This window comes from Streptomyces boetiae, assembly GCF_031845405.1.
Taxonomy (GTDB): Bacteria; Actinomycetota; Actinomycetes; order Streptomycetales; family Streptomycetaceae; genus Streptomyces; species Streptomyces boetiae.
This window is the reverse complement of sequence record NZ_JAVREN010000004.1, coordinates 65,676-91,869: the sequence shown is the minus strand read 5'-3', so window position 1 is coordinate 91,869 and position 26,194 is coordinate 65,676. Positions and strand designations below refer to the sequence as shown.

Annotated in this window: 31 protein-coding genes, 1 tRNA gene and 1 other RNA gene; 7 read left to right on the top strand and 26 right to left on the bottom strand. The window is 74.7% G+C overall.

Annotated features, from left to right (window positions below; all coding sequences use genetic code 11):
- Positions 1–14: 14 nt before the first annotated feature.
- The 18 genes from RM780_RS03960 to RM780_RS03875 form a co-directional block, all read right to left on the bottom strand.
- The gene (locus RM780_RS03960; protein WP_311629036.1) at positions 15–1,301 is read right to left on the bottom strand and encodes a PBSX family phage terminase large subunit; all 1,287 of its coding nucleotides are present in this window, start codon (positions 1,299–1,301) and stop codon (positions 15–17) included.
- Positions 1,291–1,836, bottom strand: a complete 546-nt coding sequence (locus tag RM780_RS03955) for a helix-turn-helix domain-containing protein (protein WP_311629035.1) — start codon at positions 1,834–1,836, stop codon at positions 1,291–1,293. The genes RM780_RS03960 and RM780_RS03955 overlap by 11 nt, the downstream gene beginning before the upstream one ends.
- 17 nt (positions 1,837–1,853) lie before the next feature.
- On the bottom strand, positions 1,854–2,432 hold the full coding sequence (locus tag RM780_RS03950) for a hypothetical protein (protein ID WP_311629034.1): 579 nt from the start codon (positions 2,430–2,432) through the stop codon (positions 1,854–1,856).
- A gap of 63 nt (positions 2,433–2,495) precedes the next feature.
- Complete coding sequence (locus RM780_RS03945; RefSeq protein ID WP_311629033.1) at positions 2,496–3,653, bottom strand: hypothetical protein; 1,158 nt, start codon at positions 3,651–3,653, stop codon at positions 2,496–2,498.
- 247 nt (positions 3,654–3,900) lie between these two features.
- A tRNA-Met gene (locus RM780_RS03940) sits at positions 3,901–3,971 on the bottom strand.
- Positions 3,962–4,225, bottom strand: coding sequence for a MerR family transcriptional regulator (locus RM780_RS03935; RefSeq protein ID WP_311629032.1), 264 nt, complete (start codon positions 4,223–4,225; stop codon positions 3,962–3,964). The genes RM780_RS03940 and RM780_RS03935 overlap by 10 nt, the downstream gene beginning before the upstream one ends.
- A 154-nt stretch (positions 4,226–4,379) precedes the next feature.
- Entirely contained in the window at positions 4,380–4,868 is a 489-nt protein-coding gene (locus tag RM780_RS03930; RefSeq protein ID WP_311629031.1) for a DUF6197 family protein, read from the bottom strand.
- An 89-nt stretch (positions 4,869–4,957) separates the two neighbouring features.
- Positions 4,958–5,344: a hypothetical protein gene (locus RM780_RS03925; protein ID WP_311629030.1), complete on the bottom strand. Its 387-nt coding sequence runs from the start codon at positions 5,342–5,344 to the stop codon at positions 4,958–4,960.
- Positions 5,345–5,531: 187 nt separating this feature from the next.
- Positions 5,532–5,849, bottom strand: a complete 318-nt coding sequence (locus tag RM780_RS03920) for a DUF7739 domain-containing protein (protein ID WP_311629029.1) — start codon at positions 5,847–5,849, stop codon at positions 5,532–5,534.
- 233 nt (positions 5,850–6,082) lie between these two features.
- Positions 6,083–8,236 carry a hypothetical protein gene (locus RM780_RS03915; protein ID WP_311629028.1) on the bottom strand — a complete coding sequence of 718 codons (2,154 nt, stop codon included), beginning with the start codon at positions 8,234–8,236 and terminating at the stop codon, positions 6,083–6,085.
- Positions 8,233–9,564: a hypothetical protein gene (locus RM780_RS03910; RefSeq protein WP_311629027.1), complete on the bottom strand. Its 1,332-nt coding sequence runs from the start codon at positions 9,562–9,564 to the stop codon at positions 8,233–8,235. The genes RM780_RS03915 and RM780_RS03910 overlap by 4 nt, the downstream gene beginning before the upstream one ends.
- Complete coding sequence (locus RM780_RS03905) at positions 9,561–9,809, bottom strand: hypothetical protein (RefSeq protein ID WP_311629026.1); 249 nt, start codon at positions 9,807–9,809, stop codon at positions 9,561–9,563. The genes RM780_RS03910 and RM780_RS03905 overlap by 4 nt, the downstream gene beginning before the upstream one ends.
- An 18-nt stretch (positions 9,810–9,827) precedes the next feature.
- A complete protein-coding gene (locus RM780_RS03900) occupies positions 9,828–10,370 on the bottom strand; it encodes a DUF6919 domain-containing protein (RefSeq protein ID WP_311629025.1) in 543 nt (180 codons plus the stop codon).
- A gap of 147 nt (positions 10,371–10,517) precedes the next feature.
- The gene (locus tag RM780_RS03895; RefSeq protein WP_311629024.1) at positions 10,518–10,658 is read right to left on the bottom strand and encodes a hypothetical protein; all 141 of its coding nucleotides are present in this window, start codon (positions 10,656–10,658) and stop codon (positions 10,518–10,520) included.
- Positions 10,658–10,867 carry a hypothetical protein gene (locus tag RM780_RS03890; protein ID WP_311629023.1) on the bottom strand — a complete coding sequence of 70 codons (210 nt, stop codon included), beginning with the start codon at positions 10,865–10,867 and terminating at the stop codon, positions 10,658–10,660. Before RM780_RS03890 ends, RM780_RS03895 begins: the two co-directional genes overlap by 1 nt.
- Positions 10,867–11,277: a DUF6197 family protein gene (locus RM780_RS03885; RefSeq protein ID WP_311629022.1), complete on the bottom strand. Its 411-nt coding sequence runs from the start codon at positions 11,275–11,277 to the stop codon at positions 10,867–10,869. Before RM780_RS03885 ends, RM780_RS03890 begins: the two co-directional genes overlap by 1 nt.
- A complete protein-coding gene (locus RM780_RS03880; protein WP_311629021.1) occupies positions 11,274–11,555 on the bottom strand; it encodes a hypothetical protein in 282 nt (93 codons plus the stop codon). The genes RM780_RS03885 and RM780_RS03880 overlap by 4 nt, the downstream gene beginning before the upstream one ends.
- Complete coding sequence (locus tag RM780_RS03875) at positions 11,552–11,845, bottom strand: hypothetical protein (RefSeq protein WP_311629020.1); 294 nt, start codon at positions 11,843–11,845, stop codon at positions 11,552–11,554. The genes RM780_RS03880 and RM780_RS03875 overlap by 4 nt, the downstream gene beginning before the upstream one ends.
- 262 nt (positions 11,846–12,107) lie before the next feature.
- Here RM780_RS03875 and RM780_RS03870 point away from each other — a divergent pair, with 262 nt between their 5' ends.
- Together RM780_RS03870 and RM780_RS03865 are read left to right on the top strand one after the other, a co-directional pair.
- Positions 12,108–12,878: a GntR family transcriptional regulator gene (locus RM780_RS03870; protein WP_311629019.1), complete on the top strand. Its 771-nt coding sequence runs from the start codon at positions 12,108–12,110 to the stop codon at positions 12,876–12,878.
- 159 nt (positions 12,879–13,037) lie between these two features.
- Positions 13,038–13,349, top strand: coding sequence for a hypothetical protein (locus tag RM780_RS03865; protein ID WP_311629018.1), 312 nt, complete (start codon positions 13,038–13,040; stop codon positions 13,347–13,349).
- Positions 13,350–13,473: 124 nt separating this feature from the next.
- Here the strand turns inward: RM780_RS03865 and RM780_RS03860 are convergent, their stop codons facing one another.
- Positions 13,474–13,743 carry a GntR family transcriptional regulator gene (locus RM780_RS03860; RefSeq protein WP_311629017.1) on the bottom strand — a complete coding sequence of 90 codons (270 nt, stop codon included), beginning with the start codon at positions 13,741–13,743 and terminating at the stop codon, positions 13,474–13,476.
- A 149-nt stretch (positions 13,744–13,892) separates the two neighbouring features.
- Between RM780_RS03860 and RM780_RS03855 the strand changes: the two genes are divergently transcribed.
- Positions 13,893–14,144 (top strand): hypothetical protein, encoded by a 252-nt coding sequence (locus RM780_RS03855; protein ID WP_311629016.1) that lies wholly within the window; start codon positions 13,893–13,895, stop codon positions 14,142–14,144.
- A 442-nt stretch (positions 14,145–14,586) separates the two neighbouring features.
- Here RM780_RS03855 and rnpB read toward each other — a convergent pair.
- Positions 14,587–14,998, bottom strand: an RNA gene (gene rnpB / locus RM780_RS03850) — RNase P RNA component class A.
- Positions 14,999–15,233: 235 nt separating this feature from the next.
- Between rnpB and yaaA the strand changes: the two genes are divergently transcribed.
- Positions 15,234–16,052 carry a peroxide stress protein YaaA gene (yaaA, locus tag RM780_RS03845; RefSeq protein ID WP_311629015.1) on the top strand — a complete coding sequence of 273 codons (819 nt, stop codon included), beginning with the start codon at positions 15,234–15,236 and terminating at the stop codon, positions 16,050–16,052.
- A gap of 28 nt (positions 16,053–16,080) precedes the next feature.
- Here yaaA and RM780_RS03840 read toward each other — a convergent pair whose 3' ends face one another.
- The 3 genes from RM780_RS03840 to RM780_RS03830 are packed head-to-tail and all read right to left on the bottom strand — an operon-like array spanning position 16,081 to position 18,901.
- Positions 16,081–17,259 (bottom strand): bifunctional RNase H/acid phosphatase, encoded by a 1,179-nt coding sequence (locus tag RM780_RS03840; RefSeq protein WP_311629185.1) that lies wholly within the window; start codon positions 17,257–17,259, stop codon positions 16,081–16,083.
- Positions 17,260–17,267: 8 nt separating this feature from the next.
- Positions 17,268–18,011 carry a zinc ribbon domain-containing protein gene (locus tag RM780_RS03835; protein WP_311629184.1) on the bottom strand — a complete coding sequence of 248 codons (744 nt, stop codon included), beginning with the start codon at positions 18,009–18,011 and terminating at the stop codon, positions 17,268–17,270.
- The gene (locus RM780_RS03830; RefSeq protein ID WP_311629014.1) at positions 18,008–18,901 is read right to left on the bottom strand and encodes a Nif3-like dinuclear metal center hexameric protein; all 894 of its coding nucleotides are present in this window, start codon (positions 18,899–18,901) and stop codon (positions 18,008–18,010) included. Before RM780_RS03830 ends, RM780_RS03835 begins: the two co-directional genes overlap by 4 nt.
- A 242-nt stretch (positions 18,902–19,143) precedes the next feature.
- On the opposite strand from RM780_RS03830, the gene RM780_RS03825 reads away from it, so the two are divergent.
- The 3 genes from RM780_RS03825 to RM780_RS03815 all read left to right on the top strand — a co-directional run bounded on the left by RM780_RS03825 (position 19,144) and on the right by RM780_RS03815 (position 22,886).
- Positions 19,144–20,667, top strand: coding sequence for a hypothetical protein (locus RM780_RS03825; RefSeq protein WP_311629183.1), 1,524 nt, complete (start codon positions 19,144–19,146; stop codon positions 20,665–20,667).
- A 647-nt stretch (positions 20,668–21,314) separates the two neighbouring features.
- A complete protein-coding gene (locus RM780_RS03820; RefSeq protein WP_311629181.1) occupies positions 21,315–21,923 on the top strand; it encodes a class I SAM-dependent methyltransferase in 609 nt (202 codons plus the stop codon).
- A gap of 165 nt (positions 21,924–22,088) precedes the next feature.
- Complete coding sequence (locus RM780_RS03815) at positions 22,089–22,886, top strand: DUF5336 domain-containing protein (protein WP_311629013.1); 798 nt, start codon at positions 22,089–22,091, stop codon at positions 22,884–22,886.
- Positions 22,887–22,993: 107 nt separating this feature from the next.
- Here RM780_RS03815 and RM780_RS03810 read toward each other — a convergent pair whose 3' ends face one another.
- The 3 genes from RM780_RS03810 to RM780_RS03800 all read right to left on the bottom strand — a co-directional run bounded on the left by RM780_RS03810 (position 22,994) and on the right by RM780_RS03800 (position 26,166).
- On the bottom strand, positions 22,994–24,076 hold the full coding sequence (locus tag RM780_RS03810) for a prenyltransferase/squalene oxidase repeat-containing protein (RefSeq protein WP_311629012.1): 1,083 nt from the start codon (positions 24,074–24,076) through the stop codon (positions 22,994–22,996).
- A complete protein-coding gene (locus RM780_RS03805; protein ID WP_311629011.1) occupies positions 24,073–24,813 on the bottom strand; it encodes a class I SAM-dependent methyltransferase in 741 nt (246 codons plus the stop codon). Before RM780_RS03805 ends, RM780_RS03810 begins: the two co-directional genes overlap by 4 nt.
- Before the next feature lie 63 nt (positions 24,814–24,876).
- Positions 24,877–26,166, bottom strand: coding sequence for a glycosyltransferase family 4 protein (locus RM780_RS03800; protein ID WP_311629010.1), 1,290 nt, complete (start codon positions 26,164–26,166; stop codon positions 24,877–24,879).
- Positions 26,167–26,194 lie beyond the last annotated feature (28 nt).

Here is a 26,194-nt window from a genome sequence, read left to right as displayed (position 1 = left end):
TCGGCGCCAGGCGCTCAGGCGACTTGCTTCAGGTCCCAGTCGGTACGGACATGGCCGCGCCACTCGTGCGCGGTGGAGTGCAGCGCGTACCGCAGGGCATCCACGCTGTGGTCGTCCTGCTTGACGGGCTTGTCGTCGCCCGCCTGCGCGGCGCGCTCATCCCATGCGTAGCCAGGGAGTTCGGCGATCAGCCCGGCGCAGGAGCGGTGCACGGACACCAGGTCCGCGCCCAGGGCCACGCTGACGCTGCGGATGCCGTCGAGGACGTTGTTGTCGGCGCGGGCGACGGACGGCACGCCGTCCGCCCAGAGCTGCGTCATGAAACTCGCCGCGCTCGGGTCCACGAAGATCCATTCCGGCGCCACGCCCCTCTCCCCGGCGTGCCGGTAGGAGCCGAGCCAGTCCTGCACCGCGCGGGAGTACTCCGCGTCCGTCAACTGCCGCCGGGTGGCCCGGCTGTCGTGCCGGTACTCGGAGGCGACATACAGGCGGCCGTCCTCCTCGCCGACGCCGACCAGCAGCGCGGCGAACGGATTCACCGTGCCGTAGTCGATCCCCACGGCCAGCCAGCGGCGCATGCGGGGCAAGATGTCCACGACGTGCCGCGCCTCGTCCCACATGCCGTACACGACGCCCTCCGCGAGGCACCACTCGCCGAGGATGAACCGGCGGTACCACAGGCCGCTGTACTGCACCTTCAGCCGGGCGACGAACCCCGGGTCCAGGCTCGGGTTGTCGTCGAGGGTGAAGTGCCACGACGTCATCCCGACCTCGGCGGCCTTCGCGATGAAGTCGCGGCGCAGCCAGTGGAACGGCCCGTCCGGGTTCGTGGTCGCCATCAGCCGGGACTCGGCGCCCACCCGCAGGCGGGACAGCAGCATCATCCAGAACGCCTGCGGCACGAGCGTGGCCTCGTCGACGTAGGCGAGAGCGATCGTCGAGCCGCGGATACGGCCTTCCGCGCGGGCGTCGCTCGCGCCGATGAGGTGGACGGTGCGGCCGAGGATCACGGCCGTCGTGGCGCCGGTAGTGTGGTGGACGTGCCGGGCCAGCGGCCCGAACAGGTGCGCCGACTGGAGCGGGTCGATGATGTTCCGCTCGATCGTCTGCAACGTCCGGCCCACGATCACGACCAGGCCGTGATCAGGTGCGCGGACCAGCGCCACCAGGAACGCGATCAGGGACGCGATGGTCTTCCCGGAGGACACGGCGCCGGACCACAGAGAGAGCGGCGCCGCCTGCGACTCCACGACGCTGCGGACCTGCTTCGGCGACAGCGGGAGAGCGACATCACGCAGCATCACCATCCCCCTCGCCGGGCCCGGCTGCGGCGGCCCCTTGCTGGTAGACCGCCGCGAGCCCGTCGAACAGTTGGCTCACGAGGTCGCGGGCCTGCTGCTCGCCGGTGTTCCCGTCGATCGCTTCGAGCTTCGCGGCGTGGGTGAGGTGCTGCCCGATGGCGGTGGCGAGCGCTTTCTCCTCGTGGCCGGGCACGTGGTTCAGGCGCTCAGTCTCGATGCCGTTGACCGTCGTCGCGGTGAACAGGTAGCCGCCGGCCTCGTCGGCTTCGAGGCGGGCGTACAGCTTCTCCGCGCGGGTGTACGCGCGGTGGACGAGCGCGACCCGCCGGGCCTTGGCGTCGATCTTCCGGGCTTCGGTGGCGACGGCGGTCGCGGAACGGTCGAAGGTGAGGCCCAGGGCGTCGGCGATGTCGCTGATGGTGCGGGGGGATCGCTTCAGGCGGCGGGCGATTTCGTTCCGGCCATGGCCGGCCGCGTGCAGCCGGCGGACGGCTTCACGGTCCGCGTCGGTGACCGGGCGGGGGGACTGGGCCACGGTCACCTCCCGAGCGGCTACTGGCCGATGCTGCCTATCCAGGTCGGGTTGTCGAGGTCCATCCCCTCGTAGAACCGAAGCATCTCGATGACGAGGTCGCGCCCGTACTGGTCGACATCGAGGCTGTAGGCGTCCTCGTGCTCCCGGGTCTGCCCCGGCGCGAGCCGCCCCTCAAGCACTTCGCTCTGGGACTCGATGTAGACGAACTCGGCGGTGCCCCCGTTGGTGGCGCCTTCGACGCTGACGGTGAACTCGCCGAGGTCGATGGGCTGTTCGGAGTCGTTGACGATGGTCATGCCGACGATGAACGGGGTCTGCCCTTCCCCGACGTAGTCGTACTGGCCGATCTCGCTGGCGGGGATCTCGGTGACGTGGGTGATGGTGGCGCTGACGCCGTCTTCCCAGTTCTGGGTGTCGCCGATGGCGAGGTCGGTGGGGATGGTGGGCGCGGGCGGTTCGGGGTCGCCGTCTGCCGGTTGCTGGGCTGCGGGCCGGTTGGCGCGGGTTGGGGCGTCGTCGTCGTCGGCGCATGCGGCGACGGCGAGGAGGGCTGTGGTGGTGAGCGCCAGGGCGGCGGCGCGGCGGGTGCGTGTCATGCGGGACAGCATGGCGTATGCAGCCGGGAGGCGTTGATCACGTGATTGTCTTGTGACCGGGCGCTAGCGGATGGCGGCGAACAGGGGCACGTAGGGCGTGTTGCTGCCGGGGGTGAGGGTCGCGGGCAGCGCGGTGTTGGCGTCGCCGTTGTACGCGGCGCGGTAGGCCGTGGCCGGGAGGTTCATGTTGGTGAGGGCGGGGCCGCCGGTTGCGGCGGCGCCGCGGGGGATCTGGGGGCCGGTGGTTCCGTTGAACAGGATCGCTGCCCAGTAGAGGCCGGCGGGCAGTTCGCCGGCACTGAGGGGCAGGGTCTTGGCGCCGGCGCTGCCCATGTCTGTCTCGGCTGCGGCCTGCGCGAGCCGGGCCCCGGCGGCGGAGTAGAGGCCGATCCAGCACTGCCCGGCGGTGGGGCTGGTGGCGGCGACGGAGACGTACCAGTCGAGCGCGGCGGGGGTGAGGGCCGCCGGGAGGTAGAGGCCGGAGAGGTAGAGCCGGCCGGGCTGGAGCGCCAGCGTGGTGCTGCACGAGTCCGGGTTGAGGGTCCATGCGGTGTAGCCCTGGCGGGCGGGTGCCCAGGCGGCGTCCGCGCCGGCGGGGCCGGTCGCGCCCGTGTCTCCGGTCGCTCCGGTGGGCCCTTGGGGTCCCTGCTCGCCCTGCGGGCCGGGGTCCCCTTGGGAGCCGGTGGCCCCTTGGGGTCCGGTCTCGCCCTGAATGCCTTGTGGGCCTTGGGGCCCGGTCTCACCCTGTGGTCCTGCGGGCCCGGTGGCGCCAGTCGGCCCTTGCGGGCCGGTGGCTCCGGTCGGGCCTGCCGGTCCGGGCGGGCCCGGGACGGTGACGTAGTCACCCAGCTCGGGGTCCACGGGCGCGAGTTCGGCCAGGGAGACCGTCGGCCCGAGGTCGCTGGTGAGGAGGACGCTGTAGGTGCGCGGCAGGGCGCCCGTGGGCTGTTCGACGACGCGGTAGGTCCAGTCCTGCGGGGTGGTGCCAGCAGAGTCGGCGGCGAGGAGGGTGAGGCCGGGGGTGCCGTCGGCGGCGGTGAGGACGCCCGCTGTCCATGTGGCGGTGACGGGGCCCTGGATCGTCTGTCCGTCGTCGGCGGCGGTGATGGTCTGGGTGGCGGTCTCGGGCGTGATGGTGAGGGTGCCGGTGAGGGGGGTGCCGTCGGGCGCGGTGCGCACGTCGGTGATGGTGATGGTGGTGGCGCCGGGGGGGAGCGGCATGGCGTCTCTCCTTCCGGTGTTGGTGGCGGCCCCGGGTTGCCCGTCCCGGGGCCGCCGTGCCCATCCGCATCCACCAGCCCTCTGGTGGTCTGGTTGGCTACCCGCCCGGCGCCCTCACCAGGCGGGTAGCCGTCGGCTGCTCGACGCCGCGCCGGGGGGTGGCGGCGGAGCGGCCGGTCTTCACCCTCTGCACGGGCGCCATGGTGCCGTCGCGAACGGCCACCCGTGCAGGGGCGTCTGGTGCCAGCGCGGCGCCGGGCGTCGAGCCCGGGTCTGTGCCGGTTATGAGTCGGCTGCTCTGCGCTGAGCTACGCCGCGCTGGCGGTCCGCGCCTGCTGCTCGTCCTCGTCCTTGGGGGGCCGGCCTGTAGGCACTTGGGCTGCGGCGAGGATGGCGGGGAGGTAGAAGAGTTCCTGGCCGGGGATGGGCAGGGCTTCGACTTTCCCGCGGTGGACCCATACGCGGATGGTGCCGGGGCGGACTCCGGCGGCGCGGGCGGCTTCGAAGATCGAGACGAGATGGCTGCGGTTGTCGATCTCGACGAGCTTTTCGGGGTTGGGGAAGGCGACCACGGCACCCCCCTGGTACGCGAAAACCCCCGCTGGGGCGGGGGTTGGGCCTTCTGGGACAGAGATCCCATCGAAGGATTTCACGATTACACTTTCGCTGATCTTTGTCAAGAGGTGGCGGCTGTCACGGCAGTGACGCGTGCCGCCCGGTCTGCGTTCAGGCTGTGGTGGCTGCGCTGCGGATGAGGGCGACGACATCACCCTTGGTGCGGTAGCGGCTGTCGTTCCATTCCCAGTAGGGGCGCCCGCCGCCGAGCTGCTGGTTGAGGTGGCGTCCGGCGGCGTCGGCGGTTTCGCGGTTGCTGTGGCCGAGGGTGACGAGTACCTGCTGGGCGCCGAGGATGCACATTGCGGGCCCGCGGCGGAGCGCGCCCTGGGCCCAGCCGTAGGTGTCGATCAAGTCCGCGACGGCCAGCAGGTGCTCGGCGACCGTGGCGGTGCGGCGGCGGGCGAGGATTCGCCGCCGCGGGCGGGGTGCGGGCCCGAGGCGGATCCCGGCCTGCGCGATGAGCGCGTCGGTGCTGGGCAGCCCGAACGGCCGCGCGGCCGGGGCGTGCTGGGCGAGGTGCTGCTCGATCTCCGCGTAGAGCCGCGCCAGGTCGGCGTCGGACACGCCGAGGGTGCGGGCGAGGGTGGCGGTGGGCATGATGGTGGATGCCTCCGTGCTCGTGATCGGGTGCGGTGGGTGCGGGGGCGCCCCGGTGCTTGCAGGCTGGTGGGGCGCCCCAGGCGGGATCAGCGGGTGGCGTGGAATCCGGTGCCGACCGCCGCGTTACCGACGGCCTTGTCCCAGCCGGGCGAGCCGAGGATCTGGGCGCCGATCTTCTCGGCGAGTTCCGCCATCTCGGTGACGGTGGGAAGGTTCCGGAGTTCCCGGTGGCCGCGGTCGTCGTAAACGCGTCCGCCGTACTGCATCCACAGCGACTTCGGGGTGTGGGAGCCGGACATGAGGCCGACGAGGGGTTTCTTGGTGAAACGGATCTCGGTGACGACCTCCGTGCCGCGGTCGGGGCCGCTGGCGAGGGTGTCGATGACGTAGTAGGGGCGGCCGGGCTGCGCGCTGCGGGCGAACGCTTCGCCGGCCTTCTCGATGCGCTGCCAGACGGTGGGGATGCGGGGCATGGTGTCCTCTCTGGTTATCGGCGGGGGATTGCGCGGCAGGTGGCGGCGTGGCGTTCCGCCTCGACTCGGGGAGCGTCGGCGCGTCGGCGCTGGCGGCATCCGGTGCACTGCCAGTACCAAGAGCCGAACAGCGGCGTGTAAGCCTCGACGACCCCGCCGCCCTGGGTGCGGTACTTGGCCCGTGCCATCAGCTCCACCTCCAGGGGCGGCCGGTGCGGTGTGCGGTGTCGGCGGCCTGGGCGAGGTCGCGGGCGAAGATGGCCCAGCCGTGGGCGTCGCGGCTGAAGCGCTTGCTGCGGAGGCGCTGGGCGAGGAGATGGAGGGCGTCGCGGATCTGCCCGGCCTGGGCGTTGGTCAGCTCGATCCAGCAGTCGGTGCGGTACTCGGCAAGCGGCGCGAGGGGCCGGAACTCGCTGACGGTCAACTCGCGTTCGGCGTGCCGCATGAGGTTGGCGATCTGGGTGTAGGAGCGGGTGTGGTCGAGGTGCTGGATGTTCCAGCCCATGAGGATCGGCCTCCTGTCAGGTGATCGGTTTGTAGTGGTTTGCGGGGGCGCTCAGAGGGTGCTCGGTTTTGCGTTTCCGCAGGTCAGGGCCGCTCAGGTGGGTGCTCGGGGGGTGCTCGGCGAGCGGGCCGCGAGCGCCCTGCGAGCGGGGGGTCGAGCACCCTCTGACCTGCGGCGGAGCACCCTTGAGCACCCCGCCGAGCGGGTGACATACCGGGAGGTTCCGGGCGCGCTCACAGGGCGGCTTCCAGGGCGTCGCGGCGGTAGCCGCGGGCGTTGGCGAGGCCGTCGACGGCGCCGATCGACACGGTGGTGCCGCAGCCGGCGTCGCGCAGCAGCCGCCCCAGCTCATCGGCCGTCAGGCCGTCGAAGAGGTCCGGGTAGCGCGTCGCCAGCGCTTCGGCCATGGTCTCGACGCGGAATCGGTCCAGGCCCTGCGTCTTCAGCGTGTCCAGGGCGGCGCGGACCGCTTGGCGTTCCCGAGTCACCGGCGTGACCTCGGCCGCCGGCGGGTCGGCCTCGCACAACCTGAGGAGCTGCTCCCAGGTGAGGAGCTCGACGGGCGCGGGCCTGCGGATGTTGCCCTCGTTGTCGTACTCGGGCTCGACGTAGTCGGGCAGGTCGACGTCGGCCATGGCAGTGAGCGAGTCGGCGTCGGGGTCGAGGAGCCCGGCGTCGCGGCGCTCGTCGGCGAGGCGGGCCAGCATCCCCTTGGGGTGCTCGTGGATCTTGTACTCGACGGGGGCGTCCTGCATGCCGGGGACGCCCTGGGCGTAGACGTGGCCGGCGTCCCGCGAGTCGGTGGCCGTGGCCGGGGACAGGCGGTGCGGCAGCCAGCCCTCGGCCGCCGCGCCGTCGCCGAACACGGCGCGGGTGTCCACGACCTTGCACGGGCCGACGATCTTCAGCGCGAGCATCTGCGCGATGTTCTCGCCCAGGTAGACGGTGGTGCCGCCCTGGGAGGCGAGGATGACGGTGATGGCCTCCTTGCGGCCGACGAGCAGCAGCTCGAAGGCGAGCCGCTTCGCGAGCTTGGACAGCTTGGGGTACTCGTCGATGAACGCGACGATCGCCGGGTGCTCGCGGCTGGCGGCCCACTTGCGGCCCATGCCGAGGTGCTTCCGCAGCCGGGCGCGGGCTTTGGCCAGCATCAGGAGGAACAGCAGGGTGTGCTCGATCTGCTCGTGGGTGCGGCCCTGGAGGCGCGCGGCGGGGCCGAGGTCTTCGAGGCCGTCGCCCGCGGGGTCGAGGTCGATGGTGATGGCGTCGCGGCAGGCGGTGGTGATCTCGGCGAGGGCCTGGAGGATGCCGGTCTTGCCGCCGCCGGACGCGGCGATTGCCTCGCCCATGACGCCGGCGAGGGTGACCAGCAGCGGGTCGCCGTCGATGGATGATCCGATGCGGCCCCGGTCGGTGATGGACATGGAGCCGGGTGCCCGGTATTCGGGCGGCGGCGCGGAGGCGAACGGATCGGACAGGATGATGCGGAGCTTCGCGCGGGCCCGCCGCTCGACCGACGGCTGGACGCGGACGGAGCCCTGCGCGGTGTCGAACAGGGTCTCCAGGTCATCAGACCGGGTGATGATCGCGGCGGGGGTGCCTTCGGTGACGCGGACCTCGCACTGCCAGCCCCACACGGTGCGCTCCACGCCGGAGATGTCGCCGACGGGGATGCCTTCCTTGATGAGCGCGCGGAGGATGCACTCGGCGGCCTCCACGTCGGTGTGGGCATGGCCGATGGGGAACGGCTTCCCGTTGGGCAGCATGTCGGGGGTGTAGACGCCGGGGCGGCCGGGGGCCGGTTCGAGGGCGAGGGGCCCGTCCGGCTCGTCGTCGCCGGGGCCCGCGGTGAGCGCGGCAGCCTCGCGGCGGTGGGCCAGCTCCCGGCGCCCGGCAATCCACGCGGCGCCGCCGAGGCTGGCGGCGGCAGCGGGCAGGACGATCAGGCCGGCGAGCGCGGCCAGGACGGCGACGGCGACGACCCCGGCAGCGGTGCCCGCCGCGGTGGCGCGGTGTTCCCGCCGTCGGGCGGCGCGCACGATCTGCCGCTCGGCGCGCAGCCGCACCAGCTCGGCGTCGAGGGCCTTCCGCTCCTCCACGGTGGCGGCCAGATCGCGGAGGATCTCGGCCTTCCGGATCTGCCCGGTGAGGTCGCCTGCGGCCTGGTAGTGCCAGGCGCGGCGGAGTGCGGTGCCGGCGCCGAGGCCGGTGGTGCGGCTGATGGTGGCGGCGGCGCGTCCGGCGCGGAGCCACGCGGGTTCACGCGGCGCCGCGTCCGGCAGGCGCTCGACCGCGGCTGCGGGCTGTTCGCGGCCGAGGACGATGGTGGGCCGGTGGCGGTCGAGGTAGTGCACGGTCCCGCCCGCGGGGATCTGCTCGGCGCTCACTGCGCGGTCTCCTTCCGGGTCTGCTCGATGGCGGCCTGCCGCTTCGCGGCGGGGTTGTAGGGCGGGGTGTCGCCGGGGGTTCGGCGGGGCGGAGTGCCGCCGTTGAAGCGCCGCCCGTCGGGGGCGCCGGGGTCCCTCTTCGGGCTGGGTTCCTTTTGGGAATCGACCTGCGGGAACGCGCCCGCGTAGATGCCCTGCGTAGCGGCCTTCATCCGGGCCTGCGCGGCGCGGCTGCGGGCCTCAATCTCGGGCGTGATGCCGACCACCTTCGAGCCGGTGACGTGGTACCAGGCGTCGGCCCAGATCCGCTCGCTGACGACGGGCGCGCCCTGGGCGGAGCGCATCGCGTCGGCGACCTTCCACACCTCGGGGTGCTGCTGCTGGCGGTCGGCGTCCCGGCGCTTCTGCTCCTCCTCGGCAGCCTTCTCCTTCGCCGCCCGCTCGGCTTCGGCAGCGGCGGCCTGGGTCTCCTTCTCGGCGTCCTTCGCCGCCCGCTCGGCTTCCCTTGCGGCCTTGGCGCGGGCGGCGGCGCGACGCTCACGCCAGGAGGGGATGCCGTCGGCCTTCTGCGCGATGCCGTGCTCGTAGGCCATGAGGACGACGGGTCCGCCGAGGGAGGCGAGGGCGCCGATGAGCCCGGCGTTGAGGCCGATGGCTTCGTCGGTGAGGCCGTGCCACAGGTTGATGGCGGCGGCGATGAGCGCGCCGAGCATGATGCCGACCCGGTAGGGCAGGACGTCGCGGCGGTTGGCGACGGCCCAGGCGGCGCCGGCGGCGAGGACGAGGGCGACGCCTTCGAGGAGCGCGGGGGCGGCGATGAGGAAGGGCCGCTCCTCGTCCCAGAACGCGAGGAACTGCACGGGGGCGGCGATGATCAGGCTGACGAGGTAGATGCCGCGGGCGCCCCACTTCCACAGCTTCTCGGCGCGCTGCTGTTCGGCGGCCCGCTCGGCTTCGGTCTGGGCCTCGGTGTCGGCCTCTTCACGGAGGCGGGCTGCGGTGAGGTCGGCCTCTTCCTTCTTCCGGGCGAGGTCGGCCATCTTCGCCTCGTGCGCGGCCTTGCGCTCTTCGAGCTGCATGGCCTTCTGCTCGTTGAGGATGCGCTGCCGTTCGGCTTCCTGCTCGGCCTTGAGGCGCGCGGCGGCGGCCTCGCCCTGCGCCCGGATCTTCTCGGCCTCGGCGGCGGCGAGGGCTTCGATCCGGCGGCGTTCGGCTTCGGCTTCGGCCTTGGTGCGGATTGCCTCGGCCTCGGCGGCGGCGACGAGGTCGATGTCGGGGGCGTGCTCGTGTTCGTCGCGGCGGGTGCCGTTGAGGGTGGGGGTGCTCACAGCGCGATCCCTCCCGTCTGGGCGCGGGCCGGCGCGGGGACGCGGCGGCGGGGCTGCCAGTTGGCGGTGGCGATGGCGGCGCGGCGCAGGCAGGCGAGGGTGAGGGTGAGGGCGACGAGGGGCACGGCGGTGATCGTGGCGGCGGTCGCGATGAGGGTGAGGAGCGGCAGCATCGCGGGGTGCACGCCGTCGAGGCGGCGGGCGACGGCTCCGGCGACCGCGACCAGGTCCAGCGGGGGCGACATCGGGGGTCCTTTCTCGGGTCAGCGGGTGGCGGCGTTGAGGGCGTCCCACAGGCGGGTGTGGGGGCCCCACTCGGGGTCGACGATGGTGAGGTGGGTCGCGTCGGCCAAGGCGCCGACGGCGGCGGGGTGGAGGCCGCGCCATGCGTGACTGATCTGGCGGCGGGACATGCGGGCGCCGAACGCGGTGTAGGGGCGGCCGTCTCGGCGGGTCACGGCGATGGGGCCGCCGTCCGTGGAGACGAGGAGGCCCGCGTTCCGGGCGGCCCGCTCCAGGCGGTGCAGGAGCGCCCGGTCCGCGACCCAGCCCTCGATGGCGGCGCGCTGCTGCCAGCGGGCCCCGTCGTATCCGGGTTCGTCGCATCCGGGCTGGCTGTTGTCGGTGAGATAGCCCGCGCGGTTGGCTGCGGCCAGCGCGGGGATGAGGTCGCGCGTCTCCTCGTCGGGCTGGTTGTAGCCGTTGGGGTGGCGGCGCAGGCCGCCCTCCAGCCACAGCGCAGTCAGGCCGGCGAGGTCTTCGAGGGTGCGGGCGTCCCGCCAGCGGCGGTCAAGTCGAGCGAACACGGGGTCTCCAAGTCGGGTGCGGGGCTGGCGGTTCTCCTCACCGCCCGGGGTGCTGGGTCGGGCGGATCGGTCAGCCGTCAGGCGGTGTGGCTTGGCCGGGGTTGGGTGCCCGTCCCGGATGGGCGTCCGGGACGGGCAGGGGGGCGGTCAGCGGGTGCGGGGGCGGGTGAGGGCGGCCATGGCCTGCCCGTGCCGCTGCAACTCGGCGGCGGTCTTGCGCCGGATCGCCTCGGCCCGGGCCGCTGCCTGCGCGGCCTGCTGCGCCGTGGCGGGCGTGGTGTCGGCCATCACGCCTCCCACTCGGTGAGAATCGCGGTCGGGTGGCCGGCGGCGGCGTTGTTCTTCGCGTCCCGCAGCGCCGACTGGTAGTACGGCAGGGAGGGGGCGGAGGGGTGGCCGGGGGTGGAGCGGATCTCGGCGACCCGACGGGCGAGGCCGTCCGCGCGGGTCTCCTCGGCCGCGGAGAACGCGGGCGCGGGCTGCTGCTTACGGCCCATCACGCACCCCCCGCCGGCCCGTGCTCGCGGGCGTACTGGGCGGCCTCGGCCAGCAGCTCCTCGACCTCGCGCCAGGTGCGGCCCGCGCGGGCCTCCCACGCCTCGTAGTCGACGGGGCTGCCCGCCCCGGTGCGGGCCTGCTGCACCAGGTCCAGGAGCGCCGCGGCGGCGGACCGGCTGTCGGTGTCGTGCACGCCGGTCGAGGTGGCGGTGAGCGCCCGGTAGACCCGGGCCTGCCGGGTGGAGCCCCAGCCGCGGCTGTCGAGCAGGTCGCGGGCCGCGTCGAGGTGCCCGGCGACCTCGGGGCCGGTCAGGGGCCGTCCGCTGCGCCCGGTCCACAGGTCGATGCTGTTGGCGAGGCCGTTGAGGCGGTCGTACCACCAGGGGGTGGTGCCGGTCTGGGTGTTCACGCGGCGACCTCCCAGCCGTTGCGGCGGGCGGGCGCCAGCTCGGCGACCAGGGAGGGCTCGCCGGGGAGGTTGAGGCCGTACTCGGCGGCGTCGACGAGGAGCTGCTGCCGCACGCCGTGGTCGCGGGTGGCGTAGTAGGTGGTGACGAGGTTGGCGCGCCAGGTGTCGATCGCGTCGCCGATGGTGGTGTTGGCGCGGGCGCTGGCGGCGCGGCGGGATGTGGACGCGGCGTCCGCGTCGGACAGCACCGACACGTGCGGGTCACGGAAGGCGGTCACCGGGCCACCTCCGGCGTGATGGCCAGGGGGGTAGGCCAGTTGGTGGTGTCGATTCCGTACCAGGCGGCGAGGAGGCCGCGGGCGACGATGTCGCGCTCCAGCGGGGCGAGGTCGCCGGGGAGGTCGAGGCGGTGACCGTTGGGGGCGGGGAAGATGCCGCCGAGGAAGCGGGGGCGGGGCTCGACGGTACGGGTGGTGGCGTTCGCGGCGTCGAGGAGGTCGTGGAGCGGGGTGGTGAGGAAGCCCCACGCGTCGCGGGGCAGAGGTGGGGCGTTAGTGGCGGGGCTCACGCGCCCGTCAGAGTGGGATGTGGGATCCTGCATGTGAATCGGCCTCCCTGTTAGGGCAGTGGAGTCGGTTCGCCGGGTTGTTCGCGACCCAATCGCGGCCCTCGGTGGTGACACACCGAGGGCCGTCTCTCGTTGGACCGCGACCCAATCCAGCGGAAGTGGGACCACTATCCAGAAGGGGACCCTTTATTGTCAAGGGGGCCCTCTCATGCTTAACTCGTGACGCTCAGACGCGCCGCGAATGCCGAGAGGAGGAGAGGCTGTGACCGAACGGCTGAAGGACTACAACGAACTGGCAGACGAACTCCGCCGGCTGATCAGGAACGGCACCTACGCGCCCGGGGCCCCGCTGCCCACCGTGGACGCGCTGGTGCAGCGGTACGGGCTGTCACGTAGGCCAGTGCGAGAAGCCATCAAGGTGCTCGTCACCGAGGGGCTCGTGAACCCCGGCCGCGGCAAGCGCCCCACAACCGTCCGCGACTTCACCCGCATCCGCATCCCCTTCAGCCGGTACAGCGGCGTGCTGGCGGCAGGCGGCAGCAAGGGGCCCTGGGAGTCCGCACTGGCAGCTCAGGGCCTTGAAGGCGAGATGAAGACCGTACTCGTCGACCAGCGCCCGGTAGGCGGCGAAACCGCGGATCTCCTGGGGGTCGCCCCCGGCACCGAGGTGGTCTACCGACTGCGCCACGCCTGCATCGCGGACGAAGTCCAGCAAGTGCAACAGGCGTGGTACCCGCCGGAGGTCGCGAGCCAGGCCGACCTCGACCGCAAGACGAAGATCACGGGAGGGGTCTACGGCGCCCTGGCAGAGTCAGGGCTGACCCCCGCCACTGCCACCGAAGTTCTGCGCGGGCGGATGCCGACCCGCGAAGAGGCGACCCTCATGCGCACAGGGTCCGGTGTGCCCCTGCTGACCGTTGAGCGGATCACCCGCGACCCGGAGCGCCGCGTACTCGAACTACTGCGCGTCACCGCGCCAGCCGACCGCATCGAGTTCGTCTACCAAGACCTCCCGCTGGCGGGAGGAGCGTGACGCCTGAATCCCGCCACCCTTCCGGGGTGGCGGGCCGTGGCGTGTCCGGGACATGACTGGCCCGCTACCCGCCCGGCCCCGTAGCGTCCCCTTGTCGACGAACCGACAACGAGGGAGCGGGAGATGGCCGACAGGCCTTGCGGGGACGGAACGTGCAACGTGTGGACGAAACGCCGGCTGCTCGAATCACTGCCGAAAGAAGCCGCCACCCGCGGCATAGTCGCCCCGCCCGAGGTCCCCGAGGCCCAGTACTGGATTCCGGCACTCATCGGCGCGACCGGCGTCGTGCTCTGCCTCCAAGGCGGCGCGTCGATCCTCCTCGGCCTCGTCGCCATCATGGTCGGCATCGGCCTCGCGATCCGGGTGCGCTACCGCGTGGAAGAAGCCCGCGAGGCCCTCGCCGCCTGGGAGCGATCCCGCTACTGCGTCGCCTGCGACCGCACCCTCAGCGGCTACACCGAGACGGCGTAGGCACCCGAGCGCGACGAAACCCCGGCCGGTCAAGACCGGGGCTCGCCACGGCCCCCCAGGAACCCCAGACGGTACGCCCCACCCGGCCCGAGCGGAAGCGTTCGGTCAGCGCCGAAGGCCACGCCTATCCCTCGTCGTCTGCGGGCGGCTGGGTGATGTAGGTGCCGCGGCCGTGGACGGTGCGGATGAGGCCCCGCTCGCGCAGCTCGTCCGTCGCACGCCGCACCGTGCCGTAGGACACCCCGAACCGCTCCGCCAGCTCCCGCTCCGACGGCAGGCGCGCGCCCGGCGGGAACCGGCCCGCCGCGATCTGCGCCGCGATGCGCTCAGCGATCTGCACGTAGACGTACTCGGGGCCCGTCAGGTCAAGGGGGCCGCCCAGCTCGTCATCCATGCGGGCAACGTAAAGCGGTGTATAGCTGCGTGCAGCGGCGGGAAGCTCCCCTGTGCTCCATACTGCTACAGGGAGCTATACACCCACGTGGACCCCCGCGGCCGTGCGACCGGCCCGGGGGCATGGCCAACGCTTCGAGGGAGCGCGGCATGGACCAGCCTACGGGCGATACCGCCGAACAGGTGCCGGACGGACCGGATGTGGCCTACCTTGTCGCGACGCTCGCCCTCGCGCAGATCCAGGGTGTCGACTGCTCCGTCTGCGGCAGGCGCCTCCTGGGTCTGCCGCCGGAGGAGCGGCGGCCCGCGGGCGTTGTCCACCACCACGTCCTCGGCCGCCTCGACCTCGTGGCGTGCGCGGCGGACTGCCAGGTGTCCGAGGCACCCGGGGGTGCCCTGTGAGGGGGCCGGGCGGCCGGATGGCTTTCCGGGCCGGAGGCGGCGCGTTCGGGCGGCAAGGCGCGCGAGAGCATGCCGGACGTCTGGCCGGTAACTGTACTGACATGTAGTCTCACCGCGTTTGGGTGGTCGCTACACGCGTCACCGCCTGGCGCACCGAGGGGGGCAGGGACGGCCCCCCGGGATCCGCGTTGGGAGGCGCGCCCCGGGTGGGCCATGGCCGCCCCGGTCTTCACCGGCCGGGGCGGTCCTCATTTCCCGGCTCTCCGGGTGCCCCGCTGAGGGGGTGCTGAGGGAGCCGTGAGGGGGCTGAGGGAGTTCTGAGGGGGCTCCGGAACGGTAAATGAGGGAAGGCTCCGGAAGTCCCCGCGAGGCGGCGGAAGAACCATAGGTGCAGGTCACAGCCCCGCGGGGGCACTCCCCCGCAGGTCAGAGCGCAAAGCGGCGGACGAGTCGGCCTCTAAGCCGGGTTCTGTCTCCCCGGTTCCTCGCGGGGCCGGGGGAGGCGGTCATCCATCTAGGGCCGGTGTCGCCACCGGCCTCGTGCGGTCTACCCGCGGACTCGGGCGGGCCGCCCTCGGACATCCGCGCAGGGCCGCATTGGCCGCGGCCCCTCTTGACCTTGCTCCGGGTGGGGTTTACCGAGCCGCCCAGGTCACCCTGGGCGCTGGTGGTCTCTTACACCACCGTTTCACCCTTACCGGGTGCCGTGTGGCCACGGCCCCGGCGGTTTGCTTTCTGTGGCACTTTCCCGTGGGTCGCCCCAGGTAGGCGTTACCTACCACCCTGCCCTGCGGAGCCCGGACTTTCCTCGGCGGGGTCCGCGAGGACCCCGACGCGACCGCCCGGCCGGCTCGTCCGCCGTGCTGGCCATGGTAGCCGGACCGGCGGGCCGGAGGCGCCCCGGCCAGGGCCCAGGGCCTGTCCGGTGGATCTTTTCGGATCAGCCCGCGTCGTCTGGCGCCGTGCATCGCAAGGCGGAGATTCGCCCTCGTACTGGGCGTACTTGGGCGATTCGACAACGCAGCGAGGTGCGGTGCCAGGCGGCGCGGGCCCGGAAAGATCCACCGGACAGGCCCTAAGCTGCTGGCCGTGCTCGTACTGCTGCCGCCCTCCGAGGGGAAGGCCGAGGGAACGTCCGGGGCTCCGGTGGACCTCGGCAGGCTGTCGTTGCCCGGTCTGACCGCCGCCAGGGAACGCGTGCTCGGGGAGCTGATCGCGCTGTGCGCCGGCGACGAGGGCAAGGCCCGCGAGGTGCTGGGGCTCAGCGAGGGCCAGCGCGGCGAGGTCGCGCGGAACGCCGCGCTGCGCGAGGCCCCGGCCCGCCCCGCCGGCGAGGTGTACACCGGCGTGCTGTTCGACGCGCTGGGCCTGGCCACGCTGAGCCCGGCCGCGCGGCGGCGGGCCCGCGCCTCGCTCCTGGTGTTCTCCGGGCTGTGGGGCGCGGTGCGCATCACCGACCGCGTCCCGGCCTACCGCTGCCCGGTCGGCGTGCGGCTTCCGGGCGTCGGCGCGCTGGGGGCGTTCTGGCGCGGGCCGTTGGCGGAGGAGCTGACGGAAACGGCCGGGGCGGGCCCGGTGCTCGACCTGCGGTCCTCGGCCTACGCCGCGATGTGGCGCCCGGCCGGGGAGACGGCCCGCCGGACGGTGGACGTGCGGGTGCTCCAGTCGCGGATCGTCGGCGGGGTGGAGAAGCGGTCGGTGGTCAGCCACTTCAACAAGGCCACCAAGGGCCGCCTGCTGCGCGACCTGCTGGAGGCGGGCCCGCTGCCGCGCGGCGCGGGGCGGGTCGCGGGGGCGTTGCGTGACCTGGGCTGGCGCGCGGAGGAACGGCCGGGCGCGGCGAACGGCCCCGGCAAGGGCCGGGGGAACGGCCCCGGCGGGCTGGACGTGATCGTCACCGAGGTCTGACGGCGCGTCGGGGGTCAGCGCCTCGGGGTCAGCGCACCGGCGCTGGCGGCGGGCCCAGGCGCAGGTGTGAGGTGTCGTTGAAGCGGCGGACCGAGGGGTTGCCGTCGGGGTAGTAGGCGACCTCGGAGAGCGCCGCGGGGGCCAGCTCCATCCGGAACATGGCCAGCGGCGGGGCCTCCAGGGCCAGCCGCAGCAGCGACTTGACGGGCGTGACGTGCGTCACGACGAGGACGGTGCGGCCGGGGTGGCGGGCCAGGGTCTTGTCGCGGGCCACCGCGACGCGGCGGGCCACGGCCCTGAAGCTCTCCCCGCCGCCGGTGGGCGCGGCGTCGGGGTCCGCGAGCCAGGCGTCGAGGTCCTTGGGGTGACGCTCGCGGACCTCGGCGAACGTCAGCCCCTCCCAGTCGCCGAAGTCGGTCTCCCGGAAGCCCTCCTCGACCCGGACGTCCAGGCCGAGCGCGGCGGCGACGGGCGCGGCGGTCTGGCGGCAGCGGGCCAGCGGGGAGCTGACCACGGCCTGCACGCCCAGCCCGGCCAGGGCGCGGGCGGCGGCCTCGGCCTGGCGTTGCCCCGTCTCGGAGAGGGCGGGGTCGGCGCCGCCGCTGCCGGAGAAGCGCTTCTGGGGGGTGAGGGCGGTCTCGCCGTGGCGCAGGAGGAGGAAGGTGGTGGGCGCCCCCGTGCGCGGACCCCAGCCCACGGCGGGCGGCGGCGGACCGGGCTCGGGCTCGGGCTCGGGAACGACGGCGGGCCCGGCGACGTCCTGAGCGGCCTCCGGCGCGCGCGGCGTCCACGCCTCCCCGCGCCGCCCCGCGTCCATCGCCTCGTTGGCCAGCCGGTCCGCGTGACCGTTCCGCTCCCGGGGGATCCACTGGTACCGCACGGCCCCGGCCGGGAAGATGCGGCGGGCCTCGCCGGCCAGCGGCACCATGTCCGGGTGCTTGATCCGCCAGCGGCCCGACATCTGCTCGACGACCAGCTTGGAGTCCATCCGCACCAGCACCGCGGCGCCCGGGTCCAGCTCGTGGGCGGCCCGCAGCCCGGCGATCAGGCCCCGGTACTCGGCGACGTTGTTGGTGGCCGTGCCCAGGAACGCGGCGGTCTCCGCGAGAACGGCCCCGCTGGCCGCGTCCCGCACCACCGCGCCGTACCCGGCGGGCCCGGGGTTGCCCCGCGACCCGCCGTCCGCCTCCACGATCAGCTCGCCCATCGGCCGCGTCACAGCCCGGAGTCGGGGGTGCGGACCAGGATGCGGCGGCAGTTCTCGCAGCGGACGACCGCGTCGGGGGCGGCGGCGCGGACCTCGTTCAGCTCGGTGATGTTCAGCTCCAGGCGGCAGCCCTCGCAGCGGCGCTGGAACAGCCGGGCCGCGCCCACGCCCCCCTGCTGCTCGCGCAGCTTCTCGTAGAGCTTCAGCAGGTCGGCGGGAACGCCCCGGGCGGCCTCGGCGCGCTCGGCGGCCACCGTCTCCCGCTCGGCGTCGATCCCGGCCAGGGCGGCGTCCCGGCGGCTCACGGCCTCGGCGGCGCTGGCCTCCAGCTCCTCCAGCCGGGAGGCCAGCTCCTTGGCGCGGGCCTGCGCGGTCTCCTGGCGTTCCATGATCTCCAGGACGATGGTCTCCAGGTCGTCCTGGCGGCGGGCGAGGGAGGCGATCTCGCTCTGGAGGCTCTCCAGGTCCTTGGGGCTGGTGACCATGCCCGAGTCCAGCCGCTGCTTATCGCGCTCGGCGCGGCGGCGGACCTGGTCGACGTCCTGCTCGGCCTTGGTCTGCTCGCGGGCGGTGTCGCTCTCCTCGGTCCGCGCGGCCACCAGCAGGGCGCGCTGCTGCGCGATCTCGCCCTCCAGGGCGCGGATCTCCGCGTGCTCCGGCAGGGTCTCGCGGCGGTGCGCGAGCTGGGTCAGCCGGACGTCCAGGCCCTGGACGTCGAGGAGGCGGATCTGATCGGCGGGCGCGGCGTTCAGTTGGGGGCTCCTTCGAGGTGGCGGGCGTCAGAGGCGCCAGAGGCACCCGAGGCGTCCGTGGCGTGCGGGGAGGGCTGGTGGAGGCCCCAGGGGTCGGTGACGCGGCGTGAGACGTGCGTGCGCAGGCCCCAGCCGTGGCGCTCGGAGACGGCGTCGAGCTGGGCGGCGGCCAGCTCGCACCAGGGCCACTCGGTGGCCCAGTGGGCGGCGTCGACCAGCGCGAGCGGGGACTCCTCGCGGGCCTCGGAGGCGGGGTGGTGGCGCAGGTCGGCGGTCAGGTAGGCGTCCGCGCCGGAGGCGCGCACCCGCGCGAACAGACTGTCGCCCGCGCCCCCGCAGACCGCGACCGTGCGCACCGGCCGGTCCGGGTCGCCCGCGGCGCGCACGCCCTGGGCGGTGGCGGGCAGCCGGGCGGCGGCCAGCGCGGTGAACTCGGCCAGGCTGAGCGGCGTTTCCAGCTCGCCCAGCCGCCCCAGGCCGCGCCGCCCGGCGGGGTCGGAGGGGTCGGGGACGAGGGGGCCGGTCACGCGCAGGCCCAAGGCCCCGGCCAGGGCGTCGGAGACGCCGGGGTCGGCGCGGTCGGCGTTGGTGTGGGCGACGTGCAGGGCGACGCCGTCGCGGATCAGGGTGTGCACGACGCGGCCCTTGAACGTCCCGGCCTCCACCGTGGTCGTTCCGCGCAGGAACAGGGGGTGGTGCGTGACGAGGAGTTGGGCGCCGAGCGCCACGGCCTCCTCCGCGACCTCCCGCACCGGGTCGACGGCGAAGAGCACGCGCGTCACCTCGGCGTCCGGGTCGCCGCAGACGGGGCCCACGGCGTCCCAGTCCTCGGCCCGCTCGCGGGGCCAGAGGGCGTCGAGGGCGGCGGTCACGTCGGAGAGTGCGGGCACGGGCCTTAGGCTACCCGTCCGGCGGCGCGCGGGAGCCGGGAGTGGGGACAACGGCCGGGGCGGGTGCGGCGGGCGGGGCGGGCGGGGCGCGGCCCCGCGCAGGGAGGGAAAAGCACAGGTGGCGAGCGCCGCGAGCGCGAATCCGGCAAACGTCATCCTTACGCATGAAGGCGCTCAACGCCGAGTTGTTCGGCTGGCCGTGCGAATCTACCGTCCTCGCTGGAGGTTTCTGAGTGAGCGAGATGACAACGCCCGAGGGCGCGCGCCCCGGTGGGGCGGGCTTAAGCCCCGCGCCCCTGGCGCAGGCGCCCCTGACGATCGCGGCGCGGGGCGGCTACGCGGCGCGCCTGGTCCGGGTCGGCGGCGAGGAGAACTGGTGCCCCGAGCGCTGGACGCTGGACGGCCCGGAGCCGTACGCGGTCCGGCTTCCGGCGGGGCAGCCGGAGGAGGCGGACACGCAGGTGCGCCCGCTGGCGGACGGCCGGGTGTTCATCGCCCGGCACGCGGACGGGCGTTACCTGCTGGCCCTGCTCTACCCCTCGGGTCCCGAGACGGGCGAACTCCCGCTGGGCGCCGTGGAGTGCGAGCTCCTCACCGTGCTGCCGCCCGCGCCCGACGGCGCGCGGGTGTACGCGCTGGCCCCGCGCCCGGACGGCTCCGCCACGGCGCTGTGGCTGGTGTGCGGGGGCGCGTTCGGGCCCGAGCTGGTGACGGTGCTGGCGGGCGGCTGCTCGGGCGGCGTGTGGCTGGACGCGGCGGGGCGGCTGCTGGCGTTGGACCGGGCCGACGAGGCGGGCCGCACCCGCGCGGTGACCGTGGACGTGGAGCACGGCGGCGAGCCGACCGAGCTGCTGCGGATCGCCGAGGACAGCAACGACCGCCTGCTGGCCGCCGATCCGGACAGCGGCCTGCTGCTGGTGCGCTCGGACGCGCCGGGCGAGGAACGCGTGGGGTGGGGCGTGCTGGGCAGCCACCGGCCGGTGCGCTTTCCCGAGGCGCTGCACCCGGGGAACGGCGTGCGGGTCGCGCCGTTCGCGATGCGGCCGGGGCAGGTGCTGCTGCCGGAGGCGTGCGCGGTCGCGCTGCGGGTGACGACGGCGGAGGGCGCGGACTGGCCGGCGGTGTGGCAGCCCGGCACGCGCGAGCTGCGCCACCTGCCCGCGCCCCCGGGCTGGCTCCCCGGCACGGGCCTGCTGACCGCGGACGGCTGGCTGCTCCTCCCCTACGAGACCCCGGCCACGCCCTGCGGCCTGGCCCGCCTCCCCGTTCCCGACGCCCCGCACGCACCGGCCGCGAGCACGGCCCCGCCGCCTTCGGCCACGGCCTCCGGCCCGGCGGCGCACCCGGACCCGGGCACGGGCCCGGACTTTTCACCGACCCCGGCGGGCGACGCCCCGCCCGCGCCCGGGGCACACGCACACGCCGCCCCTGCGCAGGGGCCGACCACGCCCGGCGCGTCCGACGCCCCGCAGACCGCGGGAGCCGGAACGGCCGCGCCCGCGGGCGCGGCCCCGCCGGGAGGGGCGTCCGCGCCGGCGGGAACCGGTCCGGTCGCGGGAGACGAAAGGGCGGCGCCCGGCGCGCACGCCGCCGCGGGCGCGCAGCGGCCCGGGCGGGACTCCGGCCCCGCGCCGGGGACCGAGCCGTTCCCGGCTGGTCCCGCCGCCGGGGGACGGAGGACGACGCCCGCGGCGCAGCCCGAGGGGGCGACCGCTCCGACGGCCGGGCCCGGCACCGATGAGTCCCAGCGCGCACGGGGCCGTTGACCCGACCCCTGACACGTCAGCGAGCCGGGACGCACCCCCGCCGGCCGTCCCGGCTGCTGACGGTCGGGGGCCACGGCAGTGGGCCGACGGCGGGCCCGCCCGCCCCGGACGGAACGGGCGACGCTGCCACCTGGCCCGCCGCCCCGCCCGCGGGCGGCCCCGGCACGGACGCCACCTCGGCCCGCGTGCCCGAAGCGGGCGCGGCACGGGGCGCGGACCCCGGCCAAGAGCCGGCCGCGGGCCGGCGCCCCGGGCGCGCCGCGCCCGCGCCCGGGAGTGCGGCGAGTCCCGGGATGGTGGGGAGTCCGGGCGTGGTCGCGGGGCCGGCCGCCGGCGCGGAACTGGTGTCGCGGCTGACGGCCGGGCTCGGCGGCGGCCCGGAGCCCCGGCCACCGGCGTCGGAGGAGGAGGCCCGACCGCCGGAGGCGCACACTCCCGACGCCCCCCGGGAGCACGCGCCGCCGCCCCCGGTCACGCCGAAGCCCGTGCCGTTGCAGCAGGCGCCCGTGGCGCGCGTCGGCTGACCCCGGGTGCCCGGGGGCGGGCCCCGTGGTGCAGCATGGGGCGACGCACCGGGTACCCCAGGGGGACGCTTGAGCAACGACGTGGCCGAGGTTTTCGCCGCCTTCGAGGCGGCGAGGGGCTTCATGCCGCCCGACGAGGGCCGCGCCCTGTACGACGCGGCCACCGGGGCGGCGGCCGGGCTGGGGCTGCCGCTGCTGGAGATCGGCAGCTACTGCGGCCGTTCCACGATCCTGCTCGCCGACGCGGCGCGCCGGGCGGGAACGGTCGTGGTGACCGTGGACCACCACCGCGGCAGCGAGGAGCAGCAGGCCGGGTGGGAGTACCACGACCCGGAGCTGGCCGACCCGGAGGACCCGGCCGGGCGGCTGGACACGCTGCCCTTCTTCCGCGGGACGCTCGCCCGGGCCGGCCTGGAGGACCACGTGATCGCGGTCGTCGGGCGTTCCCCCGTGGCCGCGGCGGCGCTGGGCGGGGGCGGCGGCGGGCGGTTCGGGCTGGTGTTCATCGACGGCGGGCACACGGACGAGCACGCCACGGGCGACTACGAGAGCTGGGTGCCGCGGCTCGCCGAGGGCGGGCTGCTGGTGATCCACGACGTCTTCCCCGACCCGGCCGAGGGCGGCCAGGCGCCGTTCCGGGTGTGGCGGCGGGCCGTGGAGAGCGGGGCGTTCGCGCCGGAGTCCGAGTGCCGTTCGCTGCGGGTGCTCCGACGGACCGGGCCGGGCTGCTGAGCGAACGGCCCCGCGCCTTCCGCACAAGGTCACGGCCGCATCACAAGCGTGTCGCGTGCGAAACAGTAACGCCGACCCGCGCCCCCGCCCCAAGGCTTCATCCGTACGATGGGGCGCGCCCGTGTCTGACCAGACCATGACGACGAGAACGACGAAGGATCTGACGTGAACAACCGCTCGCTCTCCCGAGGTGACGCAGTAGTGATCGGAGCAGCGGTCCTGCTCTTCATCTTCTCTTTCCTCGACGTGTACACCGTCGATTACGGCGAGTTCGGCGGCGGCTCGGACGGCGTGAACGCCTGGGAGTCCGAGCTCTTCCCGATTCTGCCCTCGGTCTTCCTCTCCGGGATCATCGGCGCCGGGCTGATCATCGCGAGCCGCTTCCTGCCCCAGCCCGACCGGGAGTTCCTGGGCCTGCGGCTGAACCAGTGGGGTATCGCGCTGAGCGTCACCGCGCTGTGGGCCGTGCTGTGGACGATGATCGGCGGCCCCAGCGGCGCCGACACGGGCGTCGGCCTGATCCTGGGCCTCCTCGCCACGCTGCTGCTGGCCGCCGCCGCGGCGCTGACCCCGATCCTCCCGCCGCTCCAGGTCCCGCTGACCACCACGAGCGGCGGCGCGAACAAGGGCGTGAACCCGCCCTACGGCCAGCAGCCGGGCGGGTACGGCTACCCCAGCGGCCAGCAGCCGGGCGCCCCCGCCGCCTACCAGCCGACGCAGATGGCCCCGGCCGCGCCGGCCGCGGGTTCCACCGGCACGGACCCGAACTTCCAGCCGTTCTGGTTCGCCGTCCCGGCGGCCCGCCCGCTGTACGGCGAGGACGGCTCGCCGACCCCGGTGGCCGAGCTGGCGCCGGGCACCTGGTACCTGGCGGTGGAGCAGCGCGGCCAGGCCCTGGTGGCGCAGACCCAGGACGGGCGGCGCGGCGTGCTCCAGGACACCTCGGGCATCCAGCGCGGCTGATCCGCGCCGGGCAGCACGCGAAGAACGGCGAACGGCGGTGGCCGGCCCCGGGAGGGGTCACCACCGCCGTTCGCCGTTTCCGGGCAGGGTCCGGGCAGGGAGCGGGCTCAGCCGCGGGCGACCCGGCAGCAGTCCGGGTCCAGGCCGCGCGGCAGGCGGTCCCCGGCGAAGACGGCCTGGGTGGGCTCGTGGCCGGTGAGGGCGGCGACGGCCAGCAGGACGGCGCCGGCGGTCCAGGTGGTCAGCTCGCCGGGCCACAGCGCGTCGTCGGGGTAGACGTAGCCGGTCCAGTACATGCCGCCCTCGGCGCGCAGGTGGCCGATCCAGCGCAGGATGTCCACGGCGCGGTCGGGGTCCCCGGCCGTCCACAGGGCCAGGGCCAGCTCGGCGCTCTCGCCGCCGGTGACCCAGGGGCGGCTGAGCACGCAGCGCACGCCAAGATCCGGGACCACGAACTCGTCCCAGCGCTGGGCGAGGCGGGCGGTGGCGGCGGGGCCGCGGACGGCGCCGGCCAGGACCGGGTAGTACCAGTCCATCGAGTACTCGGACTTGTCCAGGAAACGCTCGGGGTGGCGGCGCACGGCGTGGCCCAGGCGCCCGGCGGCCAGCTCCCAGTCGGGCTGGGGGGCGCGTTCCAGCTCGGCCAGGGCCAGGGCGCAGCGCAGGGCCTGGTAGCAGGAGGCGGAGCCGGTGAGGAGGGCGTCGGGGACGGGGGTGCCGTCGGGGTCGCGGCGCCAGCCGAGCTGGCCGCCGTCCTGCTGGAGGCCGAGGACGAACTCGGTGGCGGAGGCGACGACGGGCCACATGCGGCGGCGGAACAGCTCGTCGCCGGTGGCCAGGTAGTGGTGGAGGACGCCGACGGCCGGGTAGGCGCAGAAGTTGCTCTCCTTGCCCAGGTCGGTGGGGCGGCCGGGGTCGCCGTCGGCGTAGGCGGCGTACCAGGAGCCGTCGGGGTTCTGGTTGCGGGCGAGCCAGTCGTAGGCGGCGGCGGCCCGCTCGTGCTCGCCGGCGATGTCCAGGGCCATGGCGGCCTCGACGTGGTCCCAGGGGTCGAGGTGGTGGCCGCGGAACCACGGGATGGCGCCGTCGGTGCGCTGGACGGAGGCGATGGCCGCGGCGGTGGCGGCGGCCTCGGCGGCGGTCAGGACCCCGGGCAGGCCGAGCCGCTCGGTGCGCTCGGGGCTGGTCACGCACGCTCCAGGGCCGGGCCGGCGGCGCGGGGCTTGGTCGCGTAGGCGACGAAGCTCTTGCCGATGACGGGATCGAGGAGGCGTTCGGCGGCGCGGGTGGCCAGCGGGCGCTTGGTGATGTCCCAGACCAGCAGCTTGTGGTAGGCGCGCACGGGCAGGGCCTTGTCGTTGTCCACGCCGAAGGCGCACTTGAGCCACCAGTAGGGCGAGTGCAGGGCGTGGGCGTGGTGGGTGCCGTAGGGACGCAGGCCCGCCTCCCGGATGCGGTCCAGGAGCTGGTCGCCGCGGTAGATGCGGATGTGGCCGCCCTCCACCTCGTGGTAGGCGTCGGAGAGGGCCCAGCAGACGCGTTCGGGGCCGTAGCGCGGGACGGTGACGGCGATCCGGCCGCCGGGGCGCAGGACGCGGACGGCCTCGGCGAGCAGGCCCTTGTCGTCAGGGACGTGCTCCATGATCTCGGAGACGATGAGCGCGTCGAAGGAGTCGTCGGGGAACGGCAGGGCGAGGGCGTCGCCCTCGACGGCGATCGCGCCGGCCCCGGCGGGTGCCTCGCCGGCCTCCTTCATGGCGGCCAGCCAGCCGGCGACCTGGCGGACCTCCTCGCCGTCGCGGTCCAGCGCGACGACGTGGGCGCCGCGCCGGTAGCACTCGAACGCGTGCCGTCCCGCGCCGCAGCCGAGGTCCAGGACGCGGTCCCCGGGCGCGAGCGGGAAGCGGGTGAAGTCCACGGTCAGCACGCGGTCAGCTCCTTCGTTCCTTGCAGGTGTTGCGGGTCGTGCGGTCGGGCGGGGCGGCGCCGGTCACGCGGGGCCGCCGGTCCGGCCGGGCGCGGCGCCGCGGGTGCGGCGGGCGGCCACGGCGTAACGGTAGTGCTCGGCGGTGGAGCGGGCGGCCTGCTCCCAGGTGAAATGGCGCAGGACGCGGTCGCGGCCCGCGGCGGCGATGCGGGTGCGCAGGTCCTCGTCGGCGAGGAGGCGGGTGAGGGCGGCGGCCAGGGCGCCGGCGTCGCCGGGGGGAACGGCCAGGCAGGTCTCGCCGTCGGGGCCGGTGACCTCGGGGATGGCGCCGCCGGTGGTGGCGACCAGGGGGGTGCCGGCGGCCATGGCCTCGGCGGCGGGGAGGCAGAAGCCCTCGTAGAGGGAGGGGACGCAGGCGATCTGGGCGCCGCGGACGAGGGCGGCCAGCTCGGCGTCGCTGATGCCCTTGACGAACTCGACGGCCGCGCCGAGCCCGAAGCGCTCCAGCGCCTCGGCGACCGGGCCCTGGACGGGGCGGTTGCCGACGACGACGAGGTGGGCGCCGGGGTGCTCGGTGCGGACCTTGGCCAGCGCCTCGACGAGGTGGACCAGGCCCTTGAGGGGGGCGTCGGAGCTGGAGGTGGTGACGATGCGGCCGGGGACGCGTGGGGTGGCCGGATCGGGGTGGAAGACGCGGGTGTCGGCGCCGATGGGCACGACGTGGACGCGGTCGGCGGGGACGGCGAAGTCCCGGACGATCTCGGCGCGGGAGGCGGTGGAGACGGTCAGGACGCGGGGCAGCCGCCGGGCGACACGTTTCTGCATGCGGGTGAAGCCGTACCAGCGGCGCACCGAGTAGCGGCGCTTGGCGCTCTCGGCGGCCTCCAGGGCGAGGCGGCGGTCCACGGTGATGGGGTGGTGGATCGTGGTCACCAGCGGCAGGCCGAGCCGCTCGACGCCCAGCAGGCCCCAGCCGAGGGTCTGGTTGTCGTGGACGACGTCGAAGGCCGCGCGGCGCTCGGCCAGGGCGCGGCGGGCGCGCAGGGAGAACGTCAGCGGCTCGGGGAAGCCGCCGGTCCACATGGTGGCGACCTCCAGCACGTCGATCCAGTCCCGGTACTCCTCGCGGCGCGGGGTGCGGAACGGGTCGGGCTGGCGGTAGAGGTCGAGGCTGGGCAGCTCGGTGAGCGTGACGCCCTCGTCGACGACCGGGTAGGGCTGGGCGCCGATGACCTCGACGCTGTGGCCGAGGCGGGCCAGCTCGCGGGAGAGGTGGCGTACGTAGACGCCCTGGCCGCCGCAGAAGGGGTCTCCCTTGTAGCTGAGCAGCGCGATCCTCAGGGGGCGATCCACACCAGCCTCAGCCGCCACGCCCGCTCCC

Coding starts and splice junctions, on each gene's coding strand:
- RM780_RS03960 (WP_311629036.1), bottom strand. CDS start 1,301: ATGCTGCGTGATGTCGCTCTCCCGCTGTCGCCGAAGCAGGTCCGCAGC.
- RM780_RS03950 (WP_311629034.1), bottom strand. CDS start 2,432: ATGACACGCACCCGCCGCGCCGCCGCCCTGGCGCTCACCACCACAGCC.
- RM780_RS03945 (WP_311629033.1), bottom strand. CDS start 3,653: ATGCCGCTCCCCCCCGGCGCCACCACCATCACCATCACCGACGTGCGC.
- RM780_RS03930 (WP_311629031.1), bottom strand. CDS start 4,868: ATGCCCACCGCCACCCTCGCCCGCACCCTCGGCGTGTCCGACGCCGAC.
- RM780_RS03925 (WP_311629030.1), bottom strand. CDS start 5,344: ATGCCCCGCATCCCCACCGTCTGGCAGCGCATCGAGAAGGCCGGCGAA.
- RM780_RS03920 (WP_311629029.1), bottom strand. CDS start 5,849: ATGGGCTGGAACATCCAGCACCTCGACCACACCCGCTCCTACACCCAG.
- RM780_RS03905 (WP_311629026.1), bottom strand. CDS start 9,809: ATGTCGCCCCCGCTGGACCTGGTCGCGGTCGCCGGAGCCGTCGCCCGC.
- RM780_RS03895 (WP_311629024.1), bottom strand. CDS start 10,658: ATGGCCGACACCACGCCCGCCACGGCGCAGCAGGCCGCGCAGGCAGCG.
- RM780_RS03890 (WP_311629023.1), bottom strand. CDS start 10,867: ATGGGCCGTAAGCAGCAGCCCGCGCCCGCGTTCTCCGCGGCCGAGGAG.
- RM780_RS03860 (WP_311629017.1), bottom strand. CDS start 13,743: ATGGATGACGAGCTGGGCGGCCCCCTTGACCTGACGGGCCCCGAGTAC.
- RM780_RS03855 (WP_311629016.1), top strand. CDS start 13,893: ATGGACCAGCCTACGGGCGATACCGCCGAACAGGTGCCGGACGGACCG.
- RM780_RS03840 (WP_311629185.1), bottom strand. CDS start 17,259: ATGGGCGAGCTGATCGTGGAGGCGGACGGCGGGTCGCGGGGCAACCCC.
- RM780_RS03825 (WP_311629183.1), top strand. CDS start 19,144: ATGACAACGCCCGAGGGCGCGCGCCCCGGTGGGGCGGGCTTAAGCCCC.
- RM780_RS03820 (WP_311629181.1), top strand. CDS start 21,315: ATGCCGCCCGACGAGGGCCGCGCCCTGTACGACGCGGCCACCGGGGCG.